Annotated in this window: 20 protein-coding genes; 14 read left to right on the top strand and 6 right to left on the bottom strand. The window is 65.3% G+C overall.

The genetic code is table 11. The features are described from left to right. Positions 1 to 20: 20 nt before the first annotated feature. Complete coding sequence (locus tag J3454_RS01335) at positions 21 to 1,073, bottom strand: GNAT family N-acetyltransferase (protein ID WP_349511959.1); 1,053 nt, start codon at positions 1,071 to 1,073, stop codon at positions 21 to 23. Here J3454_RS01335 and J3454_RS01340 point away from each other — a divergent pair. The 12 genes from J3454_RS01340 to J3454_RS01395 all read left to right on the top strand — a co-directional run bounded on the left by J3454_RS01340 (position 1,072) and on the right by J3454_RS01395 (position 16,262). Further along, entirely contained in the window at positions 1,072 to 2,631 is a 1,560-nt protein-coding gene (locus J3454_RS01340) for an acyl-CoA ligase (AMP-forming), exosortase A system-associated (protein ID WP_349511960.1), read from the top strand. The two genes, J3454_RS01335 and J3454_RS01340, sit on opposite strands and share 2 nt — an antisense overlap. Beyond that, positions 2,628 to 3,854 carry a pyridoxal-dependent decarboxylase, exosortase A system-associated gene (locus tag J3454_RS01345; protein WP_349511961.1) on the top strand — a complete coding sequence of 409 codons (1,227 nt, stop codon included), beginning with the start codon at positions 2,628 to 2,630 and terminating at the stop codon, positions 3,852 to 3,854. The genes J3454_RS01340 and J3454_RS01345 overlap by 4 nt, the downstream gene beginning before the upstream one ends. 203 nt (positions 3,855 to 4,057) lie before the next feature. Then, positions 4,058 to 4,699, top strand: coding sequence for an XrtA/PEP-CTERM system exopolysaccharide export protein (locus J3454_RS01350; RefSeq protein ID WP_349511962.1), 642 nt, complete (start codon positions 4,058 to 4,060; stop codon positions 4,697 to 4,699). A 16-nt stretch (positions 4,700 to 4,715) separates the two neighbouring features. Further along, complete coding sequence (locus tag J3454_RS01355; RefSeq protein WP_349511963.1) at positions 4,716 to 6,236, top strand: XrtA system polysaccharide chain length determinant; 1,521 nt, start codon at positions 4,716 to 4,718, stop codon at positions 6,234 to 6,236. A 19-nt stretch (positions 6,237 to 6,255) separates the two neighbouring features. Further along, positions 6,256 to 7,263 (top strand): AAA family ATPase, encoded by a 1,008-nt coding sequence (locus J3454_RS01360; protein WP_349511964.1) that lies wholly within the window; start codon positions 6,256 to 6,258, stop codon positions 7,261 to 7,263. A gap of 2 nt (positions 7,264 to 7,265) precedes the next feature. Next, entirely contained in the window at positions 7,266 to 8,909 is a 1,644-nt protein-coding gene (locus J3454_RS01365; RefSeq protein WP_349511965.1) for a preprotein translocase subunit YajC, read from the top strand. A 16-nt stretch (positions 8,910 to 8,925) separates the two neighbouring features. Further along, positions 8,926 to 10,122 (top strand): XrtA/PEP-CTERM system-associated ATPase, encoded by a 1,197-nt coding sequence (locus J3454_RS01370; RefSeq protein ID WP_349511966.1) that lies wholly within the window; start codon positions 8,926 to 8,928, stop codon positions 10,120 to 10,122. Between the two features lie 2 nt (positions 10,123 to 10,124). Beyond that, positions 10,125 to 11,075 (top strand): XrtA system polysaccharide deacetylase, encoded by a 951-nt coding sequence (locus J3454_RS01375; RefSeq protein ID WP_349511967.1) that lies wholly within the window; start codon positions 10,125 to 10,127, stop codon positions 11,073 to 11,075. Beyond that, positions 11,072 to 12,133, top strand: coding sequence for a FemAB family XrtA/PEP-CTERM system-associated protein (locus J3454_RS01380; protein WP_349511968.1), 1,062 nt, complete (start codon positions 11,072 to 11,074; stop codon positions 12,131 to 12,133). Before J3454_RS01375 ends, J3454_RS01380 begins: the two co-directional genes overlap by 4 nt. After that, positions 12,134 to 13,354 (top strand): TIGR03087 family PEP-CTERM/XrtA system glycosyltransferase, encoded by a 1,221-nt coding sequence (locus J3454_RS01385; protein WP_349511969.1) that lies wholly within the window; start codon positions 12,134 to 12,136, stop codon positions 13,352 to 13,354. It abuts the gene before it with no gap. Then, positions 13,344 to 14,354 carry an exosortase A gene (xrtA, locus tag J3454_RS01390; RefSeq protein WP_349511970.1) on the top strand — a complete coding sequence of 337 codons (1,011 nt, stop codon included), beginning with the start codon at positions 13,344 to 13,346 and terminating at the stop codon, positions 14,352 to 14,354. The genes J3454_RS01385 and xrtA overlap by 11 nt, the downstream gene beginning before the upstream one ends. Positions 14,355 to 14,366: 12 nt before the next feature. Continuing rightward, the gene (locus tag J3454_RS01395) at positions 14,367 to 16,262 is read left to right on the top strand and encodes an XrtA/PEP-CTERM system amidotransferase (protein ID WP_349511971.1); all 1,896 of its coding nucleotides are present in this window, start codon (positions 14,367 to 14,369) and stop codon (positions 16,260 to 16,262) included. On the opposite strand, the gene zapE is transcribed toward J3454_RS01395, so the two are convergent. The 4 genes from zapE to J3454_RS01415 are packed head-to-tail and all read right to left on the bottom strand — an operon-like array spanning position 16,259 to position 19,604. Next, positions 16,259 to 17,380 (bottom strand): cell division protein ZapE, encoded by a 1,122-nt coding sequence (zapE, locus tag J3454_RS01400; protein WP_349511972.1) that lies wholly within the window; start codon positions 17,378 to 17,380, stop codon positions 16,259 to 16,261. The genes J3454_RS01395 and zapE overlap by 4 nt on opposite strands. A 9-nt stretch (positions 17,381 to 17,389) precedes the next feature. Continuing rightward, on the bottom strand, positions 17,390 to 17,872 hold the full coding sequence (locus J3454_RS01405) for a PaaI family thioesterase (protein WP_349511973.1): 483 nt from the start codon (positions 17,870 to 17,872) through the stop codon (positions 17,390 to 17,392). Next, complete coding sequence (locus J3454_RS01410) at positions 17,869 to 18,825, bottom strand: cupin-like domain-containing protein (RefSeq protein WP_349511974.1); 957 nt, start codon at positions 18,823 to 18,825, stop codon at positions 17,869 to 17,871. Before J3454_RS01410 ends, J3454_RS01405 begins: the two co-directional genes overlap by 4 nt. Further along, the gene (locus J3454_RS01415; protein WP_349511975.1) at positions 18,825 to 19,604 is read right to left on the bottom strand and encodes a succinate dehydrogenase iron-sulfur subunit; all 780 of its coding nucleotides are present in this window, start codon (positions 19,602 to 19,604) and stop codon (positions 18,825 to 18,827) included. Before J3454_RS01415 ends, J3454_RS01410 begins: the two co-directional genes overlap by 1 nt. A gap of 245 nt (positions 19,605 to 19,849) precedes the next feature. Between J3454_RS01415 and J3454_RS01420 the strand changes: the two genes are divergently transcribed. Further along, positions 19,850 to 20,596, top strand: coding sequence for an SDR family NAD(P)-dependent oxidoreductase (locus tag J3454_RS01420; protein ID WP_349511976.1), 747 nt, complete (start codon positions 19,850 to 19,852; stop codon positions 20,594 to 20,596). 7 nt (positions 20,597 to 20,603) lie between these two features. Here the strand turns inward: J3454_RS01420 and J3454_RS01425 are convergent, their stop codons facing one another. Then, on the bottom strand, positions 20,604 to 21,614 hold the full coding sequence (locus J3454_RS01425) for a D-alanine--D-alanine ligase family protein (protein ID WP_349511977.1): 1,011 nt from the start codon (positions 21,612 to 21,614) through the stop codon (positions 20,604 to 20,606). A 144-nt stretch (positions 21,615 to 21,758) separates the two neighbouring features. On the opposite strand from J3454_RS01425, the gene J3454_RS01430 reads away from it, so the two are divergent. After that, the gene (locus tag J3454_RS01430) at positions 21,759 to 23,222 is read left to right on the top strand and encodes a hypothetical protein (RefSeq protein WP_349511978.1); all 1,464 of its coding nucleotides are present in this window, start codon (positions 21,759 to 21,761) and stop codon (positions 23,220 to 23,222) included. Positions 23,223 to 23,279 lie beyond the last annotated feature (57 nt).

Genomic DNA, 23,279 nt, shown 5'->3' on the forward strand with positions numbered 1-23,279 from the left:
CGCGACCGTGGCCGCGGGGCTTAGCCATGCATAGCCGCGGGTGCAAGCGCTGCGGGGGTGGGCGCGCGGCGCAACCGACGCAGGATTCGCTTGGCGAGCGGGGGCCAGGCTTGTGGCTGTGCCGGGTCGAGACAATCGATGCGGAACCGTGGACGAACATCTTCCATCCAGTCGGCCTTGTAGCTCTGGTCGCCGGTGCCGAAATCGACCAGATTGACCTTGTCGATGTCGATCACGTGCCGGAACAATGCCGCGCTCAGAATGGTGCCAGCGGATAAAGGCTTATGGCTCTCAAGGTGGGCGAGCTTATGGATGTAGGCGATTGAATTCTCGACTGTCCAGCATTGTGCGGCCACAGCCGTCCCATCCGCCCGCGCCACGCCAAGCCGCAACCGGCCCGCCGCGCCTTCGGCCTCGGCAAAGGCGCGCAGCATGGCGGGCTGGTCTTCAGCGGGTTTCCAGCTGGCGGCATAGATCGCTTCGTAATCGGCCCACACGCCCTCATCAAACCGGGTGAGCACCTGCGTTTCGACCTTCTTCGCCTTGCGTTTGAGGGTGGTGCGCAACTGTCCGGGACGGCTTTCCCAATATTCGGCAAAGCTGCGCCCGCGCACCGGCAGGACGTGATTGGTGTCGCACGGTTCGACCGTTACGCGCCAGCCCGCAGCACGAAAAGCGCGGGCGAGCCGCTCTGCCGATCCATCCTCGCCCGGTACGGGTTCCAGCGTCACGCGGTGGCCGCGGGTTTTCAAATCCTGCGCAATCGTCTCAAGCAGCCGGTCGCCCGTCGGGCCTGCGGGGGCAAGCTGACGCCAGATAAAGCTGTACCAATTGCGCAACGGCACAATCCGCCCGTGATCATCGGTCAGCGCCAGCGCGGCGGCGCTATCGGCATCGTTGGCCCCCCTTTCGGAAGCGAACGCGATCAGCGGGGTCAATCCGGTATCGGCCAGCAGCGCATACCATTCAGCCCGGTCGAACGGTGCTTGCTCTGCGGACGCACTGATCGCTTGCAAGACGTTAACGCTATCGTGATACCGCGCTTCGACCACTGAAAGAATGCTCCCGACCATGCCCGACCAGCCCGATCCTGCTCCGCGTCCGCTCGATCACCTTGCCGAACTGGCGGGGTCGGCGGGGTATGGGGACAGGCCCGCGCTGGGCTTGCGCGAGGGCACGCTTAACCACAATCAGTTAAGACAGCGTGTCGCTCGTCTTGCCGGATGGCTGGCGCAGATGGTGCCGACACGCGGAGCGCGGGTGGCAAGCTGGGCGGCCAAGGGTGAGCTTACCTGCATGCTGCCGCTGGCTGCGGCGCGGGCGGGACTGGTGCATGTGCCAGTGAATCCGCTGCTCAAACGCGCGCAAGTGGCGCATATCCTTGCCGATAGCGGGACGCGGCTGCTGATCGGGACGGGATCACGGCTTGCCAGCCTTGAACCCGGCGATCTGCCGCCTGGTTGCGCGGGCATTGGCGAGAGCGAGGCCTTGGCGAGCGCCGAGGCGGCAGACCGCGAGTTGGGGGCTTCCGAGGCCGACCCGGCGGAACTGGCCGCGATCCTCTACACCTCCGGCTCCACGGGCAAGCCCAAGGGGGTGATGCTGAGCCACGCCAACATGTGGCTCGGCGCGGTCAGCGTAGCGCATTACCTCGGTTTGGAACGTGACGATGTGACGCTGGCCGTGCTGCCACTATCGTTCGACTACGGGCAGAACCAGCTCTTGAGCACATGGTTTGCGGGCGGCTGCGTCGTGCCGCTCGATTTCCTGTTTCCCAAAGATGTCGCCAAGGCATGCGCGAAGCATCAGGTGACGACGCTGGCGGCGGTGCCGCCCTTGTGGGTGCAACTGACCGAGCTTGACTGGCCCGAGGATGCCCGCGCGCCCTTGCGGCGGCTGACCAATAGCGGCGGGGCGCTGACGGTGGATCTGGTCAAGGCGCTGAGGGGCCTGTTCCCGCAGGCAGATCTGTTTCCGATGTACGGCCTTACCGAGGCGTTCCGGTCGACTTTCCTTGATCCGGCTCTGGTCGATTCCCATCCCACTTCAATGGGTAAGGCCATACCCTTCACAGAAATTCTCGTCATCGACGATGCAGGTGGGGTGGCGGCTGATGATGAGGAGGGCGAGCTTGTCCATTGCGGGCCGCTGGTCGCGCAAGGATACTGGCAGGATGCGCAGCGCACTGCCGAACGCTTCCGTCCCGCGCCCGCGGCCTCAACCTATGGCGGCACTGCCGTATGGTCGGGCGACAGGGTGCGGCGCGCTCCGGACGGCTTGCTCTATTTCGCCGGGCGGCGCGATGCGATGATCAAGAGCGCGGGCAACCGCATCAGCCCGCAGGAGGTCGAGGATGCCGCGCTGGCGACCGGACTGGTGGTCGAAGCCGTCGCGCTGGGTGTGGCAGACGCAAGGCTAGGGCAGGCGGTGCATCTGGTGGTGCGCATCGCCGGGGAGCATGGGGGCGACGAAGCCGCACGCGCAGAACTGCCCAAACGGCTCCAGCGCGAACTGCCCAATTTCATGCAGCCGCAGCATATCCATTGGCGCGCGGCGATGCCATTGAACCCCAACGGCAAGATCGACCGCACCGCCTTGCAGGCCGAACTTACACAGGAATTTGCATCATGAAACCTGTCGGCCCCATCCCTGCCGGTTACGATGCTATCGGCGGCGAACTCGCAATCGGCGGCAAGCGCGCCAGTGAACTCGTGGCCGATGCCGGACGCACCCCGCTGTTCGTCTATTCCCGCAAGCATCTCGATGCACGCGTGGCGGAGTTGCGCGCCGCGCTGCCGGGGCGGGTGGGGATCAATTACGCAGTTAAAGCCAACCCGCATCTGGCGGTGATCGGCCACATGGCGCCGCTGGTGGACGGGTTCGACATTGCCTCCTCAGGCGAGCTCGCGCTGTGCGCCGCAGTAGGCATCGATCCGGCGCGGATCAGCTTTGCAGGTCCCGGCAAGCGCGATGACGAGTTGGAGGCTGCAATCGCCCTAGGCGTGACCCTGAACTGCGAAAGCGAGGGCGAGGGCCGCCGTGCGCTCGCCATCGGCCAGCGGCTCGGCAAACCGCCCCGAATCGCGATCCGGGTCAATCCCAGTTTCGAGTTGAAGGGTTCGGGTATGAAGATGGGCGGCGGAGCCAAACAATTCGGCGTCGATGCCGACAAGGTGCCGGCGCTCGCTCGCTGGCTGATCGGCGAAGGGGCCGAATGGCGCGGCATGCACATCTTCACAGGAAGTCAGGCGCTGAATGCAGACGCGATCATAGAAGCGCAGGGCAATGTGTTGGAACTGGCCGCGAACCTTGCTGAGGATATCGGCCACGGCTGTCCCAAGCTCAACATCGGCGGTGGCTTCGGCATTCCCTATTTCCCGGGCGACGAACCGCTCGATCTGGCGCGCGTCGGCGCGGCGCTGGCCGAGCGGACCGGAAGCCTGCCGCCTGTGCTGGAGGCCAGCGAATTATGCGTCGAACTCGGACGCTATCTGGTGGGCGAGGCGGGGGTGTACCTGACCCGCATCATCGACCGTAAGGAAAGCCACGGCACCACCTATCTCGTCACCGATGGTGGATTGCATCACCAATTGGCCGCGTCGGGCAATTTCGGCACTGTCGTCCGCCGCAATTATCCTTCAGCAATAGCAACGCGCTACGGGGCACAGCCGACAGAGGAAGTGAACATCGTCGGCTGCCTGTGTACCCCGCTGGACCGGCTCGCCGATGCGGCGTTGATGCCTGCGGCGGATGTCGGCGATCTGGTCGCGGTGTTCTGCGCCGGTGCCTATGGGGCGAGCGCCAGCCCGTCCGCGTTTCTGGGCCATGGTCCGGCAGCCGAAATGCTGGTTTGATCCGCCTGCGCGGCAAGCGTCGTTAACCCGCGCCAATGGGGTGTCCCGATCCGGGAAACCTCGGGATTTGCCGCTGTATAACTAACAATATGTTCACCATTTCCGACGAGAAGAGCCCGATGTTCCGGCGATGACGGATTGCAGGTCGCTCCTGCTGCGTGTCCGAAGCCGCCGAACGCAGAACTGGCCAAGGATTCTCGTCAATGCCCCAATCGCTGCCCCTTTACCGCCTTGCCGCACTCACTCTGGCGCCGCTGGCGCTGGCGGCCTGCGCAAGCGGCGGCAAGGAATTGCCACCGGCGAACTACAGCGACACACCGATCGCGCCGAGCGAGGAATACACCATCGGCCCGCTTGACGAGATCACCATCCACGTCTGGCGCAACCCCGAACTCAGCGCCGACAAGGTGCGCGTGCGCCCCGACGGGCGGCTGACTATACCGTTGGTGCAGGACATCCCGGCGGTCGGCAAGACCTCCACCGAGCTTCAGGACTACATCGCAGGCGAATTGGCGCAGTATATTGAGCAGCCGATCGTATCGGTGATCGTCAACACGCCCGAGGGGAATTTCACCCAGCAGGTGCGCGTGATCGGTGCGACCCCGCAGCCCGCTTCGCTGCCGTTCCGGGCGAATATGACTGCGCTCGACGCGATGATCGCTGTTGGTGGCTTGAGCGAATTTGCGGCTGGCAATCGTTCCAAGCTGATCCGGCAGGATCGCGAAAGCGGCAAGCAGGTCGAATACCGGGTCCGCCTGTCCGATCTGATCCGCCGCGGGGATGCCAGTGCCAATGTCATGCTGATGCCGGGCGATACGATCATCATCCCGGAAAGCCGGTTCTAAGAGGGCACCTGCGCCAATGAGCGAGATCTTCGATGAACTGCGCGCGGCGCTGTGGACCGTCTGGCACAGGCGCTGGATGGCGATTGCGATTGCCTGGGGCGTCTGCCTGCTGGGCTGGCTGGTGATCGCGATGATTCCCAATGCCTACGAATCCAAGGCGCGGGTCTATGTCGATGTCGAGGATGTCTTGTCCAAGCAGCTCGGGATCGCCGGTGACGGCAAGGAAGAAATCACCCGCGTGCGCCAAACCTTGTCGAGCGCGAAGAACCTCGAAAAGGTGATTACCGCCACCCGTCTGGGCGAAGGCATTACCGAGCGCGGCGCGCTCGACGCTGCCATTTCCGAGCTTGAAAAGAAGGTGAAGGTAACGAGCGAGCAGGACAACCTGTTCGAGATCACCGCCGAAATCGGGCGCAGCAACTTGTCCGAGGCCGAAAACGCCGTGCTTGCGCGCGATGTGGTGCAGAAACTGCTAGATATCCTCCGCGAGGAACACGTTGCGGGCAACCGCGCCGGGATTGCGCAGGCGATTACCGATCTCGAACGTCAGCTCGACGGCCGCAAGCGCGAACTGGAAGAGGCCGAGCAGCGCCGCCTGACCTTTGAAGCGGAATATCCCGATCTCGTTGGCGGCTCGGCCAGTCTATCCAGCAAGGTACAGCAATCGCGCGCCGATCTGCGTGCGGTGGATGCCGATCTTGCCGCTGCCGAAAGCGCGCTGGCCGCAATCTCCGGCCAGCTGGCCAACACCCCGCGCACCATCATCGGCGGACGTGACGCGACCGGCCCGCGCGCCGCCCTGCAACAGGCGCAGACCCAGCTCGCCGAATTGCGGTCGCGCGGGTTGACCGATAACCACCCAGATGTCGTCTCCACCACCAAGCAGGTGCAGATCCTCGCCAGGCAGGCTGCGGCAGCGGGGGAGGATGCGGGCGGCACTCCCAATCCGGCGTGGTCGTCGCTGATGGCGATCCGTACCGAGCGGCAGGCCAATGTCGAGGCGCTGCAGGCCCGCCGTGCCGCGTTGCAAAGCGATTTTGCCGCACTGATGGCCAGTCAGGCGTCCGAACCGGCAGTCGCCGCCGAAGCCAACCGCATCAGCCGCGATTATGATGTGCTGCGCGAAAACTATGAAAAACTGCTGCAAGACCGCGAGGCATTGCGGACGCGTGGGCAGGTCGAAAGCAAGGCGAGCCAGTTCCGGTTCGACGTGATCCAGGACCCGACCGTGCCGCGCAAGCCCGCCGCGCCGAACCGTCCGCTGCTGCTGCTGGGCATACTTATTGTCGGGCTTGGCGCAGGGACTGCGACCGCATGGGGGCTGGGGCAGCTTAAATCGAGCTTCGCCACCCCGCAAAAGCTGGAGCGTGAGTTCGATCTGCCGGTGATCGGCTCGATTTCACTGACGATCTCCGAAGCCGCCCGCACGCTGGAGAAAAAGCGCCTGAAGCAGTTTGCCGGAGCCTGCGGCGGGCTCGTGGGCATTTTTGTGATCCTTGTCGCCATCGAGATCGTCTCGGTCGGGACGATTGCGTGATGATGACGGGACAACCGCGATGACCGAACAGGGCAAGATCAACCGCGAAGGTGCAAGGCCTGCGTCGCTGTTCGAGCGCGCCGATAGCGCCTTCGGGCTCGGTCCGTTGGGTACAGGCCCGACGCTGCCGCCGGTACCGCCGATCCCCGAGCCGTTGCGCCGCCCAGCCGCGCCGCAGCCGCAAGCGACCCCGGCCCCGCTGACCGCCACGCCTCCCGTGCAGGCGCAAGCCCGTGCCGAGCCTCAACCTCAACCTCAACCGCAGCCTCAGCCCGAAGCTGTGCGCGCGGTCGCCTTCTGCGGGCCTGACGCCAGCATCGACCGCGATCATCTGCGCAGGGGCGGCCTGATCGTGCCCGAAGACCCGGTTTCCGGCCTGCTGGAGGAGTTCCGCATCGTGAAGCGCGAGCTGCTCGCCGATGCACGGTCTGGCGATACGCCGCTGGCCCGCCGCATTCTGGTGTGCTCGCCGCATCCGGGCGAGGGCAAGACCTATTGCGCCATCAACCTCGCAATCGCGCTTGCCGCCGAACGCGATCTGGAAGTGCTGCTGGTCGATGCCGACGTGGTCAAGCCGGACGTGACCCGGCATCTCGGGATTGAGGCCGGGCAGCGCGGGCTGATGGATGCGCTCGCCGATCCGTCGGTGGCGCCGGAAAGCCTCGTCATTCGCACCGACATTCCGGGCCTGTTCGTGCTGCCCGCCGGAACCGCCAACACGCTGGATGCCGAATATCTCGCCAGCGCGCATACCGGCGAAGTGCTCGACCGGCTGACCGAGGGCGCGCCGAACCGGATTCTCATCTTCGACACGCCGCCCGCGCTGGCGGCCTCGCCTGCGGCGGAACTTGCCGGGCACGTCGGCCAGGCGCTGCTGGTGGTGCGCGCCGATGAAACCGGCCGGGCGGCGCTGGAAGACGCGCAGCAGCTGCTTTCGGCCTGCGGGGATATCAAACTGCTCCTGAATGCGACGCGCTACAGCCCTTCGGGGCGGCGCTTCGGCAGCTATGGGGCCCGAGGGAAATGAGTATGCGTGCAACCCTTCTTGCATTGCCGCTGGTGTGCGCCAGTCTGCTGACCGCCGCTCCAGCCCATGCTCAGGCCCAAGGTCAGGGACAGGAACAGGGTCTCGGCGGGGAGCAGCGATCCAATCGCTTGATCCAGCCCTATATCGAAGTCGGACAGGTGATCTCGGCCCAGCTTTCGCCGGGCGACGAGGTGCTGACCTTCACGCAGGTCGCCGTCGGGGTCGATCTCAACGTGCAGGGCCGCAATTCCGGTGCCGCGGTTTCGCTGCGGTATGAACGCAATATCGGCTACGGCGATGACAGTATCGATACCGACACCATCAGCGGCGTGGCACGCGGATCGCTGGCGTTGATCCCCAATGCTCTGACCTTCGAGGCGGGCGGGCTGGCTGCACGCACCCGGCTTGATGCGGGCGGCGGCACCACCGCCAACCCGCTCGTGCGCGAGGACGCCGAAAGCCGCTTTTACAGCCTTTATGCCGGCCCCACTCTGGCGACCCGCGTTGGCGCTGTTAACCTGACCGGCGTCGGACGGGTGGGCTATAACCGGTTCGAAAACGATGCGCTGCTGGTGGACGCGCAAGGCGCTCCGGTCGATGTGTTCGATGACAGCACGACCTATCTGGGCCAGATCAGCGCTGCGACCGGCGCTGGCGATCTGCTGCCCGTAGGTCTCGCGGTAACGGCGGGCGGCTTCCAGGAGGATATCGGCAACCTCGACCAGCGCGTTCGCGACCTTTACGTGCGCGGCGACGTGACCATGCCGCTCGGCCCCAGCCTCGCGCTGGTGGGCGGCCTGGGTTACGAGAATGTCGAGATTTCCAGCCGCGATGCGTTGCGCGATACCGATGGCAATCCGGTGATCGGCGACGGCGGCCGGTTCGTGACCGATTCTGCCGCGCCGCGCATCATTGCCTTCGATGTCGACGGGTTGCTGTGGGATGTCGGCGTGCTGTGGCGACCGAGTTCGCGCACCTCGCTTGAGGCGCGGGTGGGTGAGCGTTACGATTCCACCACCTATTACGGCACCTTCACCTATGTTCCGAGCCAGCGCAGCGCCTTTGCTGTCAATGTCTATGACGGGGTGACCGGCTTTGGCGGCTTGCTCAACAATTCGCTGGCCGGACTGGACAGCGATTTCGAGGCGATCCGCAATCCGGTGACCGGCGATTTCGGCGGGCTGGTGAACGGCACTGAAGGCCAATCGATCATCGGCGGGCTCGGCTCGGTGCGTTCGTCGGCGTTCCGCGGGCGCGGCGTGCGGGCTTCCTATCAGCGCCGAATGGGCCGCACGACCGCGGCGCTGGGCGCTGGCTATGACCGGCGCACCTTCATTTCCGCACCCGGCACTGTGCTCGCCGCGCTCGATGGCCTGACCGACGAAAGCTATTACGTGATCGGTGGCCTCACCCGCCAGGTGGGGCGCAGCGCCAATCTCACCACCAATGCCTATGTCAACTGGTTCGACGCGGCCGGAAACGGCGGCGATGTCACCGCGATGGGCGCATCGGCAGCCTATAACCAGTCGATCACCCGCCGTCTGACCGGCCGGGCGGCGCTCGCGATCGACTATTTCGACAGCGAATTCAGCGCCGAAGACTTTGCCTTCGCCACCGCACTGGTTGGCCTGCGTTACGATTTCTGACGGGGAGCGACCGCTCATGTACGAACAATATTATGGTTTCACCGCTCGGCCATTCCAGCTGACGCCCGATCCGCAGTTCTATTTCGAGAGTGTCAGCCATAAGAAGGCGATGAGCTATCTCGGCTATGGTCTGGCGCAAGGTGAAGGCTTCATCGTCATCACCGGCGAGGTGGGGGCGGGCAAGTCTACACTGGTGGCGCACCTGATGGAGCGGGTCGATCCGGCGGCGCTGACAGTGGCGCAGGTCGTGACCAGCGCGCTGGATGGCGAGGAACTGGTGCACGTCGTCGCGCAGGCGTTCGGGCTGGCGGTCGAAGGGCACGACAAGGCTGGGGCACTGGGCGCCATCGAACGCCACCTGCAGGACGAGGCCCGCGCCGGGCGGCGTTGCCTGTTGGTGGTGGATGAATGCCAGAACCTCGATCTCGCCGCGCTCGAAGAACTGCGGATGCTTTCCAACTTCCAGCTCGGATCTCACCCGCTGCTCCAAAGCCTGCTGCTGGGCCAACCCGAATTCCGGCGTCTGCTGGCGCATCATCCGGGGCTGGAGCAACTGCGCCAGCGGATTATCGCCTCGCACCACCTCGAAGCGCTCGATGAAGACGAAGTATCCGATTACGTGCGCCACCGGCTTGGCCATGTTGGGTGGGACGGGCATCCGGGCGTGACTGAAGAGTTGCTTGAAGCGCTCTATCGCCACACCGATGGGATCCCGCGCCGGGTCAACCAGGTGATGAACCGCCTGCTGCTGCTGGGCGCGATCGAGGAACGCAGTGATTTGACGCTGGCGATGCTCGATGAGGTTGTGGCCGAGATGGCAACCGATCAGACCCGCGGCGCGCAAGGCCACGGCGATCTGCGGACGGCACCGGTCAGCGCGCTGCAGAATGCCGCACCAGCAATCACCGATAAGCCCGCAAGCACCTCCGACAGCCTGCCAGCGGTCGAGGTCGCCGCGCTGCTGGCGGATCGCGATGCCCGCACCGCAGAACTTGAAGCCGCCATCAGCGAATTGCAGGCCGCAGGCATTGGTCCGCGCGAGCAGGGCGGAGAGGCGCTCTCGCCCGAGGAAACCCTTATCGCCGAAGCGCGTTTTGCCGCGGAACTGGAGCGCATCGAATTGCGGCTGGAAGAGCAGGAGCAATCCTTCCGCCACGTGCTCGCCATGTTGATCGAGTGGCTCGAGGACGACCCTTCGCGCGAGGCTGCGTGACAGTGAACGCGCCGCTTCATCCCCTGCCCGAGCCTGCCGCCCCGTTCCCTGCCGCCCCGTCAATCGTCAACGGTCTTTCGGTCGATGTCGAGGACTGGTTTCAGGTGGGCGCGTTCGAGAACGTCATCGCCCGCAGCGATTGGGACGCGATCGGCACGCGGGTTGAGGACAACGTCGCACGCATCATCGACCTGTTCGCCGAGGCCGATGTGAAGGCGACCTTCTTCACGCTGGGTTGGGTGGCGAAACGCCATCCCGCTATGATCCGCCGGATTGCGGAGGCAGGCCACGAAATCGCCAGCCACGGTTATGACCACGCGCGAGTGTTCACCTTCTCGCGCCGCGAATTTGCCGAGGATATCCGCAAGGCGCGCGACATCCTTCAGGATTGTTCGGGCGTAGCGGTGACGGGCTACCGCGCGCCGAGCTTTTCGATTGACCATCGCACGCCTTGGGCCTTCGCCGAACTGGCCGAGCAGGGCTATGCCTATTCCTCCAGCGTCGCCCCGGTGGCGCATGATCACTATGGCTGGCCCGAGGCCCCGCGCTTTGCCTTCCGCCCACTGGCGTGGTCGCCGCTGGTCGAGCTTCCGGTGACCACTGCCATGCTCGCCGGGCGGCGGGTGGCGGCAGGCGGCGGGGGCTTCTTCCGGGTGCTGCCCTATGGCTTTTCGCGTTGGGCGATCCGGCAGGTGAACCGCGACGAGGGACGTCCGGCGGTGTTCTATTTTCATCCATGGGAAATCGATCCCGACCAGCCGCGCGTCGCGCACGCGCCGCTGCGCTCGCGCATTCGGCATTACGCCGGCCTAGCCAGGATGGCCGACAAGCTGCGCGGGTTGGTGCACGAATTCCGCTGGGGCCGGATGGACATGATCGCCCACCGCGAGGCTGCGCGGGCGGGCGAGTTGCCGGTGCCTGCCGACAGCAGCGCAGAAGAGTTTGCGGCATGAATGCGCCGGTGAAAGCTGGACAGCAGGTGCGCGCTCTCGATTGGCGCGATGCGGACGAGTTGCGCCGGATCGAGGGTTTCGTCGCCGAACACGCAGCAAGCCTGTTCCACCGCCCGGCATGGTTGCAAGGGGTGGAGGTGGGCACGGGCCAGCGCGCCGCCGGGCTTGTCTGCGAACGGCTCGGCGTGGTCACCGGCTGGTTGCCGCTGACCGAGGTGCGATCCGCCTTGTTCGGCAAGGCGTTGGTGTCCAGCGGCTTCGGAGTCGGCGGCGGGATGATCGCGGATAATCCGGATGCGGCGCGAGTATTGGCAAGGGCAGCGGAAGATCACGCCATGCGCGGCGGTTTTGCCGGCATCGAACTGCGCGGCGGGCCGGTGCCCGAGGCATGGGAAGCGTGGAACGACAGGCATTGCGGCTTCCTCCGCCCGCTCGCCCACAGCGACGAGGCCGAGCTCAACGCGATCCCGCGCAAGGCCCGCGCCGAGGTGCGCAAGGGGTTGGCGCTGGGGCATCGCGTGACCATCGGGCGAGGGGCGGATGATCTGGCTGCGCATTACGCCTGCTACAGCGCTAGCGTGCGCAATCTCGGCACGCCGGTGTTTCCGCGCAGGCTGTTCCGGGCGATGCTGGAGGCTTTTCCGGACAGCAGCGACATCCTGACCGTGTGGGACGCCGATACCCCACTGGCGAGCGTGCTCAGCTTCTATCACGAAGGCGCGGTGATGCCGTTCTGGGGCGGCGGCACCTTTGCCGCCCGCGCGGCGCGCGCCAATGAGCGCATGTATTACGAGCTGATGCTCCATGCGCGGGCGAGGGGCATGACCTGCTTCGATTTCGGGCGCTCCAAGACGGGCAGCGGGCCGTATGCCTTCAAAAAGAACTGGGGCTTTGCGCCCCAACCGCTGACCTATGGCGCATGGACCGCGCCGGGGGCGCGGGCGCGCAACATCGACCCCACCGACGCCGGCTACAGCCGCAAGATCGCGCTATGGAAGAAGCTGCCGCTGCCCATCGCCAACATTCTGGGGCCGTGGATCGCGCGCGGGCTCGCGTAGATGGGCGAGATCCTGTTCCTTGCCCACCGCGTGCCATTTCCGCCCGATCGCGGCGACCGGATCCGTTCGCATCACTTGCTCAAGGCGCTGGCGCGGCTCGCCCCGGTGCATGTCGGGTGCTTCGCCGAAGGTGAGCGCAATGGGGAGGCTGCGCTGTCTGAGGTGGCGACTTCGCAGTGCATAGTCCCACGCGGGAAGCCGTTGGCGCTTGCCGGTGTCGAAGCGATTCTGGCGGGCAAGCCAGTCAGCCTGACCGGGTTCCATTCGCACACGCTTGCCGCGTGGGTGCGGCAGACAATCGCCGCGCGCGACATTGGCGCTATTGTCGTATTCTCCGGCCAGATGGGGCAATATGTCCCGGCGGACTTCAAGGGCCGGGTGGTGATTGACCTGTGCGATGTCGATAGCGCCAAGTTCGCCAGCTACGCCGCAGCGGGCGAGCGCGTGTGGCTCAACGCCCGCGAGGCGCGGTTGCTGGCGGCGGAGGAAGAACGGCTCGGCCACCGCGCCGATGCGACGCTGCTGATCTCCGAGGCCGAGGCCGCGCTGTATCGCAGCCGGCTCGCAGTGCCCGATGGCGCCAATGTGCAGGTGATCGGCAACGGGATCGATGCGGATGCGTTCGATCCGGCGAAGGTGGGCAGCCATACGCTGCTCGCCGGATTGTCAGGGCCGCATTTCGTTTTCACAGGCCAGATGGATTACCGCCCCAACGAACAGGCCGCGCTGTGGGTGATCGAGGCGCTGATGCCGAAACTGCGCGCACGCTACCCCGACGCGCTGTTTCACGTTGTTGGTCGCAATCCGACCGCCCGGCTGATGGCGCAGCATGGCTTGCCGGGTGTGCAGGTGTGGGGCGAGGTGCCCGATGTGCGCCCGTTCCTTGCCGCTGCCGACGTGGTGCTTGCGCCGCTCCTGATCGCACGCGGGGTGCAAAACAAGGTGCTGGAGGCGATGGCGATGGCGCGCCCGGTGGTGCTTACCGCCGAAGCAGCCACCGGAATCGCGGCCGAGGACGGTAAGCACTGGCAGGTATGCGAAGCCGATCCGGCCGTCATGTGCGCGCGGCTTGTGCCCCTCCTTTCTGACCCGGATGCACGCTCGCGCATGGGCGCGGCAGCGCGCCGGTTCGTGATCGAGCAGCATGGATGGGCGGCGATGCTGGCACCGCTGGCGGCACTACTGGGCATGGATGGCAAGGATGTGCGCGATGCCGCCTGATCGCGCCGCACTGGCCGTGCCGGAAACCACGCTGTTCGCCCGCGTCCCGACGCCGTGGCGCACGCCATTGGCCGCACTCGCCGCCGTCTGGTTCGCGCTGCTGCTGGTGACCGCGCGCGAATGGGGCGAGATGCTGCACCAATGGTGGAACATCGACACTTATAATCACTTGCTGCTGGTCCCGTTCATCATCGGCTGGCTGGCGGTGTTGAAAGGTGGTGAACTGGCGTCGATCACGCCAAAAGTATTTCTTCCCGGTCTTGCGCTGGTCGCCGCAGCGCTCGGACTGTGGTGGTTTGGCGGTGCCAGCGGGATTAACCTTCTCGCCCATGCCGGAGCCGTCGGCGCGCTTCAGGCGGCGCTTGTCACCGTGCTTGGCCTGCGCGCCGCGCTGCTGCTGGCCCTACCGCTGGCGATGGGCGTATTCCTTGTGCCGTTCGGCGACGAGATTATTCCGCCGCTGCAATTCATCACCGCCGACATCGCCATTGCGCTGACAGGGTGGAGCGGCGTTCCTGCCCGCATCGATGGCATCTACATCGATACGCCTGCGGGCCTCTTCATCGTCGCCGAAGCCTGTTCGGGTGTGAAGTTCCTGATTGCCATGCTGACGCTCGGCGTGCTGGTGTGCTTCACCCGGTTCGAAAGCTGGTCGCGCCGCGCGGGTTTTCTCGCCGCTTGCATCATCGTTCCGATCCTCGCCAACGGGGTGCGGGCATGGGCGACAATCTATGTCGCGCAGCATATCGGAGCGGAAGCGGCGACAGGGTTCGATCACATTGTCTATGGCTGGATCTTCTTCGCCATCGTCGTCGTCGTGCTGCTGGGGATGACATGGCGGTATTTCGAGCGTGAGCCGGACGAGAATGGCTGGCGCTCGGCAACGCTGGCGCGGTGGCACTGGCTCGACCGCGCCGAATCCCGCCGGTTTGCGCCGACCAGCGCTGCACTCGCGATTGCCGGTATGGCTGCGATTGCCGCACTCGGCGCCATGCTCTAGGCGCTCGCCGGTATGTGCGGGATTGCCGGGATCTTTCATGCGGAGACGCCCAAGCCGGTCGATCCCGCGCGGGTTGAGCGGATGTGCGATGCATTGGTGCATCGCGGGCCGGATGGGGCGGGGGTGTGGACCGACCACGGCGTCGGGCTCGGTCATCGCCGATTGTCGATCATCGATCTTGCCGGATCGCCGCAGCCGATGCATTCCGCAGATGCGCGTGCGGTGATTGTCTTCAATGGGGAAATCTACAATTTCCGTGAGCTTCGCCGCGAGCTGGAGCAGGCGGGCTTCACCTTCCGCACGGCCGGCGATACGGAGGTGATCCTTGCCGCGTGGCAGCGCTGGGGACCGGATTGCCTCAGCCGGCTTGACGGTATGTTCGCTTTCGCGCTGTTCGACCGCGAGAAACGCCAGCTGTTCCTGGCGCGCGACCGGTTCGGGGTGAAACCGCTGTTCATGACGTACCTGTCGGATGGCAGCATCGCCTTCGCCTCTGAACTCAAGGGCCTGCTTGCGCACCCGCTGTTACGCCGCCGGGTCAATCCGCAGGCGTTGGAGTCCTACATGACGTGGGGCTATGTGCCCGACGCGCATTCGATCCTCGCAGGGGTGGAAAAGCTGCCTGCCGGGCATTTCTGGCTGCTGCAGCAAGGCCGCGCGCCGGGACGTCCGCAGCGCTGGTGGGACATCGATTTCACCAGCCGTGAGCGCGGGAGCGAGGCCGATCTGTCGGCGCAACTGGTGCACCTGATGCGCGAAGGCGTCCGCTCGCGCATGGTCGCCGATGTGCCGCTCGGCGCGTTCCTTTCCGGCGGGGTGGATTCTTCGGGCGTGGTTGCGCTGATGAGCGAGGCGTCGAGCCAGCCGGTGCAGACCTGCTCGATCGGGTTCGACGTCGCCGCCTATGACGAGACCAGCTATGCCCGTCAGGTCGCTGCCAAGTTCGGCGCGGATCATCAGGAACGGATCGTCGCCACCGATGATTTTTCCGCCATCGACCAGCTTGCTGCGATGTTCGACGAGCCGTTCGCCGATGCCTCGGCATTGCCCACGTGGCGGGTGTGCCAATTGGCCCGCGAGCGGGTGACCGTGGCGCTGTCGGGTGATGGCGCGGACGAGGCGTTCGCGGGCTACCGGCGGCAGGTGTTCCACCACCACGAGGAACGCGCGCGCGCCGTGCTGCCCGCTGGCTTGCGCGGGTCGCTGTTCGGCACGCTCGGACGCGCATGGCCCCAGGCCGATTTGGCGCCGCGTCCGCTGCGTGCCAAGGCGACGTTGCTGGCGCTCTCGGAAAGCGGGGAGGAAGGCTACGCACGTGGACTTTCGGTCACCACGCCGGAAACGCGGGCGGGGCTCTATTCCGACGCCTTTACCTCCAGCCTCGCAGGGTTTCGCGGTGAGGACGAGTTGATCGCGCTTATGCGGCGCGCACCGGGCCGATCCGGCCTCGACCGTGCGCAATATGCCGATCTCACCTTCTGGATGCCCGGCGACATTCTTACCAAGGTCGACCGTACCAGCATGGCGGTGAGCCTCGAGGCGCGGGAACCGCTGCTCGATCACCGTCTGGTGGAGTTTGCCGCACGCCTGCCCGAAGGGATGCGCGTTAAGGGCGGCACGGGCAAGTATCTGCTCAAGAAGTCGCTCGAACGCTATTTACCGCAGGATATTCTCTACCGGCCCAAGCAGGGCTTCGTCACCCCGATTGCCGAATGGCTACGCGGGCCGCTTGCGGGCGCGGCGCGGGGGATTGCCAGCGGCGGGCTGGCCCAGACCGGCTTCTTCGATCCCAAGGCCATCGCTGCGCTGGCAGAGGCGCACATCGCGGGCCGGACCGACCATTCACGGACCCTTTGGCAATTGCTGATGCTGGAAAAGTCGCTCGAACGGCTTGGGGTGTCCTACTAACCTTCGGCGCCGTGGCCCAGCGCCATGTATTCATTGCTCTGCATTTCATTGAGCCGGCTAACCGTGCGCTCGAACTCGAACGCACCGTCGCCCGCCTGATACAGCTCCTCGGGCGCAGCGGCGGCGGTGACGAACAGCTTCACCCGATTTTCGTAAAGTGCATCCACCAGCTTGGTGAAGCGGATCGCCTCGTTGCGGTTTTCCGGCCCCATCTTCGGTACACCGACGATAATGACGGTGTGATAGGCCTGCGCGATGGCGAGGTAATCCGCCGCGCCGCGGTTTGCGCCGCACAGCTTCTTGAAGCTGAACACGCCCACGCCCTTGAGGCTCTTGGGCACATGCAGCGTGCGTCCGCCGCCCAGATCGAGCTCGCCGCTCGGCACGTGGGCCGCATCGTCCGGATCGAAGTCGGTGAGGCGGAAGAACGCCTCGCGCACCTGCGCGGTGGCCGCATCGCCGATGGGGGAGTGCCAGGTTGCCAGCCCGCCGATCCGGTCCAGCCGGTAATCGGTCGGGCCGTTGAGGCTCAGCACGTCCATCCGCGACTCGACCAGATCGATGAAGGGCAGGAACAGCGAGCGGTTAAGTCCGTCCTTGTAGAGGTCTTTGGGCGGGCGATTGCTGGTGGTGACGATCACCGTGCCGCTTTCCATCAGCGCGGCGAAGAATCGCCCCATGATTGCAGCATCGGCGGTGTTGTTCACCACCATCTCGTCGAACGCGAGGCACCGCAGCTTTTCACCCATCCGCAGCGCGACCGCTATCAAGGGGTCTTGCTGCTGAGCCCTGCGCTGTTCTGCGACCAGACGATCGACCTCGAGCATGAAGGCGTGGAAGTGAACGCGGCGCTTGGCCGGAATCGCGAGCGTCTCGACGAACAGGTCCATCAGCATCGACTTGCCGCGTCCGACGCCGCCCCAAAGGTAGACACCGCGCGGATCGCGCGTGGAGGCTGCCGTTCCGGTCAGGCGGGCGAACAGGCCCCGTTTGGGCGGCGGGGCTTCCAACTCGCGTTGCAGCAGGTCGAGCCGTTCGGCAGCTGCGCGCTGATCCGCATCGGCGCGCAATTCGCCGCTGGCGATCATTGCATCGTAACGGGCAAGCAATCCGGTCACAGCGATGCGTCAACCGCGCGAGCGCATCTTGCGCACGATGCCTGAGAAGCTGGCGATGATGTCCTCGCCGCCGTCATCGCGGGGTTGCACCGCGAAGCCGCGCAGGAACAGCATCCGCCCGGTCTCGCGCACGATCTCGCTCACCGCGTCGAGCGGCCGCGAGGGATCGCCCGCGCCCACGAACTGCGTCGACAATTCCACCGTTACCGAGGGCCCGGCTTCGCCACTGCCGTTGATGTGCATGGCCGCGAACAAGGCGATATCGATCAGCCCCAGCGTCACTGCGCCGTGAATATTATTGGTCAGATTGGTGTGGCGTCGTTCCGGAAACATTCGCAGGCGGCACAGGTGCGCTTCCTTGCGGACCCGCATTTCGCCCAGCACCGCCGTGTTGAAGCGGGTGGGATCGGTGAGATTCCAGCTGTACCAACCATCCTCGCCCCCTGCGACTTCGGGTGCGAGGGGCGCATGATCGAAGGCGGCCACGCTCACCACTGGGCTGCCTCGGCGAGACGTTCCGGTGCGAAAGCTACTTCGATCAGTCGGCGGTGTTCGGGCGAAGCCGCTTGCCCCTCTTCGCTTGCCTGTACGCTGGCGAGGAACTGTGAAGCATTTTCCGGGACCACGAAGTTGTAGCTCAAGGTGATGGAGTGGCTAAGGCTGCGGACGTGATGCCACCAGTGCGGAGGGATGATGAGCATGTCTCCCGGTTCGATGATTGCTTGAAAGATCGGGCGTCCGGCCAATTGCGGGAAGCGCTCGTAATCGGGAGATTCGGGATCGAATCCCTCGTTTTGCGGATCGTCGCTGTCATAGCCGGGCATCAGATTTATGCGTTTGCGCCCTTCGAACTGCGCAAGGCTGCCGATCGTCCCGTGAAGGTCGCAGTGCCACGGGGTGATTGTGCCCTTCCGGCTGAGGTAAAGCGTCCGGTACGAATTGTCCGTCACCTTCTCCAGTGCGGCATAGGCTGACTTCTCCATGCCTTCGAACAGGTCACGCGCGCCGCGTGGATACTGCCCGACATCGTTCCGCATACTGGCGTGTTTGGTAAGGCCTTCCCAAATGAAGCTCCACAGGCTTTCCGGGTCAGCGGGAGGGGTGGGCGTCGGCCGGTAATCGCTGTCGATCCAGAAACCCGAGAGCGAACTGACCGGTTGGTCGAGTTTGGCGATGAAATCCCCGAGCGAGGTCGCCCTGCCGCCGCACCAGTCGTAAAAGCCCATCTGCACGAACCCGAGGTCGGCACCATGCTCGCGCGCGAAGGATTCCATCGACCAGTTCGCAAGCGCGGGCCAACCTGCGGTCGCATCGGTGAAGATCACCGGATGATCGGGGCCGGCTGCGAAGTAGGATCGCACTTGCGCGTCGTCTTGTGCCGAGCCCCGTTCGATCGCAACGGCATCCGGCTGTGCCGCAGCGCAAGGCGTTGAGGCCGGCGGCATTACAGGCTGCGTTCGGCCATCATCTTCTTGGTTTCGGCAATCGCCTTGGCCGGATTGAGGCCCTTGGGACAGACGTTGGCGCAGTTCATGATGGTGTGGCAGCGATACAGCCGGAACGGGTCTTCCAGATCGTCGAGCCGCTCGCCTGTCATCTCGTCGCGGCTGTCAGCCAGCCAGCGATAGGCCTGCAGCAGGATCGCCGGGCCGAGGAACTTGTCGGAGTTCCACCAATAGCTCGGGCAGGCGGTCGAACAGCAGGCGCACAGGATGCATTCGTACAACCCGTCGAGCTGTTCGCGCTGCTCGGGCGATTGCAGCCGCTCCTTCCCGCTCGGCGTCGGGGTGACGGTCTGCAGCCACGGACGGATCGAGGCATATTGCGCATAGAAGTGCGTGAAATCGGGCACCAGATCCTTGATCACGTCCATATGCGGCAGCGGGGTGATGCGAATTTCGCCCTTCAGATCCTCGATCGCGGTGGTGCAGGCGAGGCCGTTCTTGCCGTTCATGTTCATCGAACACGATCCGCAAATGCCTTCGCGGCATGAACGGCGGAAGGTCAGCGTCGGGTCGATCTCGTTCTTGATCTTGAACAATGCATCCAGCACCATCGGGCCGCAATCGTCGAGATCGAGTTCGAACTTGTCGTAACGCGGGTTCTGGCCGCTGTCGGGATCGTAGCGATAGACCTTGAACGACTTGACCCGGCCGCCAGCAGACTTGTGCACCTTGCCGTCGTTGCGGATCTTGGAATTCTTGGGGAGAGTGAAGGTCGCCATTGAGTGATCCCGTTGTGATTTGCACCCTATCTAACGCCTGATCCCTGTGAGGCAAGCGGCGGGTGCGGCACAGGTGTTGCACGCTTTCGCACACAGGTTGAACACCGCGGCGCGAGCATGTTGGAGACACATGAGACACTGTCCAGGGATCGAAAAACCTCGTGGGCGATGACCGCGCGGCAGGCGCGGGTACGATAGCAGCAAAAAGGGCGGAACCAGCGGGACATGCCAGTGCTTTAGCTGGCATGGATGATGTAGGACAGCAGGCGCAGCAATGGCCGCGCAGCGCGGCGGTGTTCGGCGCTTCGGGAGGCATCGGGCGTGCGCTGTGCGAACGTCTGGCGGCGCATGGGACCAGGCTTATCCACGCCGGATCGCGCGGCGGCACGCAGCCGGCGGGCGCAGGCTATCGCCCGTTCGCCTTCGATCTCACCGACGAAACTAGCATCGCGGCCGCAGCCGAAACGATGCGCGACGACCCGCCCGAATGGGTGATCGTGGCGACCGGCGCGCTGACGCTGCCCGGAGGCACAGGCCCGGAACGCACCTATAAGCGGCTCGATGCAGCCGCCATGGCCGAGGTGCTGGCACTGAACACCATCGGCCCCGCGCTGATCGCGAAGCACATGCTACCGCTGATGCCGCGCGGCCAGCGCTTCGTGTTTGCGGCGCTGAGCGCGCGGGTGGGTTCGATTTCAGACAACCGATTAGGCGGATGGCATTCCTACCGCGCCTCGAAGGCCGCGCTCAACATGCTGTTGCGCAACTTCGCGCTGGAGATGGCACGCACCCACCCCGACGGCGTGATCGCAGGGCTGCACCCCGGCACGGTCGATTCCGCGCTGTCACAGCCGTTCCAGTCCAACCTGCCCGACGGCCAATTGACCGCGCCGGCGGAGGCCGCCGAAAATCTCGTCGGAGTGCTGACCCGGCTCGGGCCGGAGCATTCGGGCCGGGTGTTCGATTTCCGCGGAGACGAAGTCTCGGCCTGACAGGTTCTCAGCGGGCGAGCAGTCCGTGGCGTGCGAGGCCCTCTGCCACCAGCGTTTCGATCAGCTGCTCCTGCGTCCAGCCCGCCAGCACCGCTGCGCGGCCGAACACCTTTTGCGACCACAGGTTGCAGTTGAGGTTCAGTTCGAGAAACTGCACATCGCCCGTTTCCTCGTTCACGCGGAATTCGAAGCGGCCATAATCGAACGGGCGGTATTCCTCCCACGCCTTGTGCGTCAGTTCGGTGATACGGGCAACGATCGCCGGATCAGTGAAGGGGTCGAGCGAGTACTTCTGGCTGCGGTCGACCAGATCGCGCTTTTCGTAATAGGTGCGCAGATGCGCCGGATCGGCCTGCCGGAAAATCATCATTGGCAGGATTTGCGGTTCGCCATTGATGGTGATGACCGGCACTTCGACATCGCTGCCTTCGATGAAGGGCTCGACAATAGCGTCATGACGGTCGGCGTGGGTGCGCTGCACGGCCGCCTTCACACCGGCCCAGTCATGGGCGTCCTCGACCCCCCAGCTGGCCGAAGAGGCGTTGGGCTTGATGACATAACGGGTCGCCTGCGGGCACTTGTCGGCGGTGATCGGCGCGCCCTGACGGTAGATCGCCCAGGGCGCGGTCGGCACGCCCGCATCGCGGACCGCACGCTTGGCAAGGTGCTTGTCGTCCGACAGCCCGCGCAGGATCGGACTGGCGCCGAGATAGGGAATGCGCGCGCGTTCGCACAATAGCGGCAGCAGCATTTCCGAATTGAAGAACCCGGCGCGGTTCAGCAGCGGAAACACGAAATCGACCTTGGGCGGATCGAACAGCACTTCGTGCGTCTGCGCGACCATCAGGTTCAGGCCCAGCCCCTCCAGCGTCTGGCGCATCTCGCGGTGGTAGAGCGCATGGTTGCCGTCTTCGGGGTGCAGTTCACCCTCCCACAGCGCGTTCTTGGCGATGAACAGGATGGTCAGCCGCTCCTTGGCGTCCTCGGGGATGCGGAGCGGTTCGGGGAATGGGGTCATGGATCAGTGCGCCTCTTGCGGGAAGTGGCGCGGTTTAGTCCTGCAGGCGGGCGTGCGCCAGATGCATTTTGCGGTTTTATTGATGGCCCGCATTCTTTAGAGCCGCGCGGGTTCCCAGCAGTTTGCACGCGAAAGGCTGCCATCTTGCCCCCTCTCAATCGCCCGCTCGCCGGGCTCGACGCTTCCGAGGATGCGCTGGCGCTGATCGCGGCGCTGGCCGATGGGGGCGATGCGCGGATCGCGCTGGACCCGGCGACAGGCCTCAACCGCTATCTCTCCGCGCCCCATCCGCGCGATGTGCTGGCCTATTCCTCCTCGACCGTGAGCGACATTTCCGCCGATGCCTTCGCGCATCTGCTGGAGAATGCGAGTGCGCGCGCGGCGCTTCCCTATGGCGCAAGGCTGGAAGCGCTGCGGGGTCGAATCAGAACTGCCTATGGCATAGGCGCGGAGGCGGAGATCGTGTTCGCTCCGTCCGGCACCGATCTCGAATATGTCGCGCTGGCGCTGGCATTGGGACGCGGGGCGGCGGGCATTCACAATGTGCTGCTAGGCGCGGACGAGATCGGTTCGGGCTGCATCCATTCCGCGCATGGACGCTTCTTCGCTGACGAAACCGCGCTGACCGGCGACGTCGGGCCGGGCGAGGACGTGGACGGCGTGGGCGCGATCACGCTGGTCGACGTTCCGGTGCGCTGCCCGGACGGTGCGGCGCGCAGCAGCGCGGAAATCGCCGCCGGCATGGGGCTTGAAATCGCAACGGCGCGCGCGGCCGGTCGGCATAGCGTCGTCCACTGCGTCCACGGCTCCAAGACCGGCCTTGTGCTGCCTGCGCTATCCGATCTCGACGGGTTGATGGCGGAGTTCGGCGACGACGCGACCTTCGTGGTCGACGCCTGTCAGGCGCGCATCACCAGCGCGGCGATCGCCGATTACCTCGCGCGCGGGGTGATCGTGCTGATGACCGGTTCGAAATTTGTCGGCGCGCCGCCGTTCAATGGCTGGGCGCTGGTGCCTGCAAGCCTGTCCGCAGGGGCAGCGCCGCTGCCGCAGGGTTTTGCCCGCATCTTCCGCCGCGCGGAATGGCCTGCAGGGTGGCCGGGTTCCGATGTGCTGGAGGACAGCGCCAATACCGCGCTCGCGCTCAGGCTGGAAGCGGCCTTGTTCGAGATCGAGCGGTTTCAGGCTATCCCAATGGCGCGGGTCGATGCAATGATCGCCGCCTTCGAAGCGGCGCTGCGAACACATCTGATGGTGCCGCTGGGCCTGTCGCGGGTGACGCCGGGGAGCGAAGACGACGGCGACAGCCCGATCGAAATGCGCACGCTGGCGACGCTCGATCTGTCCGCCTTGCCGGGGCTCGAAAGCTTCGATGCTGCCCAGTCCGCGCACAAGGTGCTGGCGCTGGATGGCATCAGGCTCGGTCAGCCGGTCAAGTGCGTGCGCGTGAACGGGGGCTGGGGCGGCACGATGCGGGTCGGGCTGTCTATGCCGCAGCTGACCCGCTGGAACGGGCTGGCGGGGGATGCGCTTGCAGGCGAACTGGCGCAGGACATGGTGCGGATTGCTGCGGCCCTTGCCGGAGTGGCCAAGCGAACCGGAGCCTGATCGGCCTTCCCGGACGCGCAATTTGGGCTAGTATAGTCCGGCGGGCGCGGATGGAGG

The sequence above is a fragment of the Erythrobacter sp. NFXS35 genome (assembly GCF_040148725.1).
Lineage (GTDB): Bacteria > Pseudomonadota > Alphaproteobacteria > Sphingomonadales > Sphingomonadaceae > Erythrobacter.